Here is a 2,760-nt window from a genome sequence, read left to right as displayed (position 1 = left end):
CCAGATGGATTATCAGAAGGTATCTCTAACAACGGGGCAGGAAGATGTTCAGTAGTTGGAGGAGTTGACTGTAATAGAGACTTCCCAATAGGCTTTACTCCATATGGAACATCAAGAAATTGGACAGGTACAAATCCATTAAGTGTAAATGAATCCAAAAAACTTCATGACTTTATAGCAGGAATTAAGAGTAAAACATCTGGACAAACTGATGTTATAGATCTTCACGGATGGGAAGGCAGTACAATAGGAAATGCTACAATATCTCAATGTTTCCAGAATCAATTTGGATTTGCTCATAATTACAACGGCACATATCAGAATGGATTCCTGATAACATGGGCACATTCAATAGGCTGTAATGCAGCATTAATTGAACTACCAAGTTCATGCTATAGTCCTTCAGATGCTGTGAACGGTAATTATGCAGGTAAAGTAATAAATGCAATAACTGCAATAACTGGCACAAGTGGAGGCTCAGCATCAGGAGGAAGCAGCACTGGTGGTTCTTCATTAACTGATGTAAATTGTACTGCAACAGGTACTGTTATTAATGTTCAGTCAAATCTTAATGTAAGGAAAGGACCTGGAACAAATTATGATTCAATAGGAAAACTGTATGGTGAAGATACAGTCGATATAGTTGCTGAAAATGGAGAATGGTACAAAATAAATTTTGGTTCTGGATATGGATATGTAAGTAAAAAATACATCCAAACTTCACCAAAAAAAGATCCTACGCCTGTTTCTCCTGATGGAAAGAGTTTAGATAAAGCATTATATGATTTTAATTCACTTTTAGGTAAATTAGGATTTAAAACTACAGTAAAGGCTGATAGAACAGCTTGTACTATTACAACTCCTCTGTATGTAATAACTGCATCTATTGGATTTTCAAGTGAATTGTCAGTAGGTAATAGTAACTGTCCTTTTAGTGCTGAATTTTCAAATGGCAAAAGTTCACTTTCTGCATGTATTCCAATTAATCAATATGCTAATATACAATCAGAATTAGGCAGTATGGCAGCAACTATAGATTACGGAAATACATCTATAAAAATAAATCCTGATCAGTCTGTTGAGATGGAAATATCAGTTCCACTAGTAGGTATTTATAAGAATTCAAAATTATACTGTAACATAAAAGTTGATTTAAAGAAGCCATTAGCTGAACCCGAGGTTGCTAAAAGTTATGCTCCTGTTTATTCAGCATATAAAGCTATTACAGCTTATGCAGAGAGAGGAATAGATATAATGAAAGAACATCCAGTTGCTACTACAATTGTAGTAGGTGTGGCTGTTGGAGTTTTTTGTATTGTTATGTTCCCAGAAGCTACAACTGCAGCAGTAACTGCAATTCTTACAAAATTGTTTACTACAGCTAATAATTATTTGCCTACTAGGTTTTAGATAAAACTAATAATACTTTTACGAAAGGATATATTTACTTTCATGTAAAAATAAGCTAAAATAATATCAAATATTATTTTAGCTTATTTTAATGAAAGGATGTTAATTATGAATATACAATTCATAAATACTTTGGAAGAAGAATTATTACGGTGTGACCTAGATTATCTTAATAGAACTAAGCGTAACAAATTAAATATTATTTTTTGTGTTGGATTATGTATTATAAGTGACTTATTAGTACACTTAAGTTATAAAACTAACATATTAGAATTGATCATTGAAGCAATAATAATAATTGTATTTATAATCCTATATAAAGTAAATATATTGCTTCGTATTTCAAAGATTATTGTTAAAAAACATAAAAAGTATTTACAAGTAAAACATATAGCATTAAGTGAGCATACTTTACTAATTACTATAGGATCAAAAAAAATTTCTGAACCCATTAATAAAATAAATAAATATATAATTTATAATGATAAAATTTACATAAAATTTAGCTACACAGATTCACTTATTATTCCTAAAAGAGCTTTTGATAATAATATGTTTGATGAATTTATTGCACTTATACAGAAAAATACGGTTACTAACTCAAAAATAAATACCATGCAGCAGACTGCAATAGATAAGAGTTTTGCAATACTACTTTATGAAAATTATAAAACTTTTCGTATACTTCGCATAATAGCCGTAACATCACTAACTTTTGTGATTTTCATGTTATCTATGCTGTCAGCTATAGCATTTAATATACCTTCTGAAGTTTTAGTGCCTATGCTTATGTTTAATATACTAGTTTCTTTATATGTAGCACCTAAAATTTATGACAGATTAGGACCAATATTACATGAAGCTAAGAAACTCCAATCATATTATAAATTCCAGAAGAATTTAGTTATAAAAACAGATGGGTTAACAGGAAAAAATATATTGATTCCATGGAATGATATACAAGTCTACAGAATTATAAATAATAGTATTTTCTTTATAACAAAAGATGATTCTATTATTCCTGTATATATTATGAATAACGAAGAACAAAAAAAAATAATTAGATTACTGAATATTAATGAAGTTAAAAAAGGAAACAAAAAGGATTTTAATTTAAAAAGGTTATTAAAAGCAAATTAAATCAAAAGCACCTTAAGTAGAAATTTGTACAGATTTCTACTTAAGGTGCTTTTGATTATTTCAGTTATTTTTGTAACATTATAAATACCATTTCCATACGGAGATTTCTCTACTATCATCTCTCTTTCAAACTCTACAAAGCTAAAAAAAATGTTTCTTATAAGTTTGCTAGCAGGCGTATTATCCATAACTCCAATATTTAATATATGT

2 protein-coding genes and 1 pseudogene are annotated in these 2,760 nt (G+C 29.2%); 2 read left to right on the top strand and 1 reads right to left on the bottom strand.

Annotation, left to right across the window (positions count from 1 at the left end):
* The coding region (locus FYJ33_RS15850) for an SH3 domain-containing protein (protein WP_154532913.1) at nucleotides 1–1,410 on the top strand (1,410 nt) is incomplete at its 5' end.
* Between the two features lie 108 nt (nucleotides 1,411–1,518).
* A complete protein-coding gene (locus FYJ33_RS15845; RefSeq protein ID WP_154532911.1) occupies nucleotides 1,519–2,550 on the top strand; it encodes a YcxB family protein in 1,032 nt (343 codons plus the stop codon).
* Here FYJ33_RS15845 and FYJ33_RS16100 read toward each other — a convergent pair.
* Nucleotides 2,547–2,760, bottom strand: a pseudogene (locus tag FYJ33_RS16100) (hypothetical protein); the annotation flags it as partial. The gene FYJ33_RS15845 and the pseudogene FYJ33_RS16100 sit on opposite strands and share 4 nt — an antisense overlap.

Origin of the sequence: Inconstantimicrobium porci, assembly GCF_009696465.1 — a bacterium.
Taxonomy (GTDB): Bacteria; Bacillota; Clostridia; order Clostridiales; family Clostridiaceae; genus Inconstantimicrobium; species Inconstantimicrobium porci.
Note: the sequence above shows the minus strand (reverse complement) of the source record. Positions and strands in the feature narration are given on the sequence as shown.

Excerpts from the sequence above, each read along its gene's own strand:
- FYJ33_RS15845 (WP_154532911.1), top strand. The coding sequence starts at position 1,519 with ATGAATATACAATTCATAAATACTTTGGAAGAAGAATTATTACGGTGT.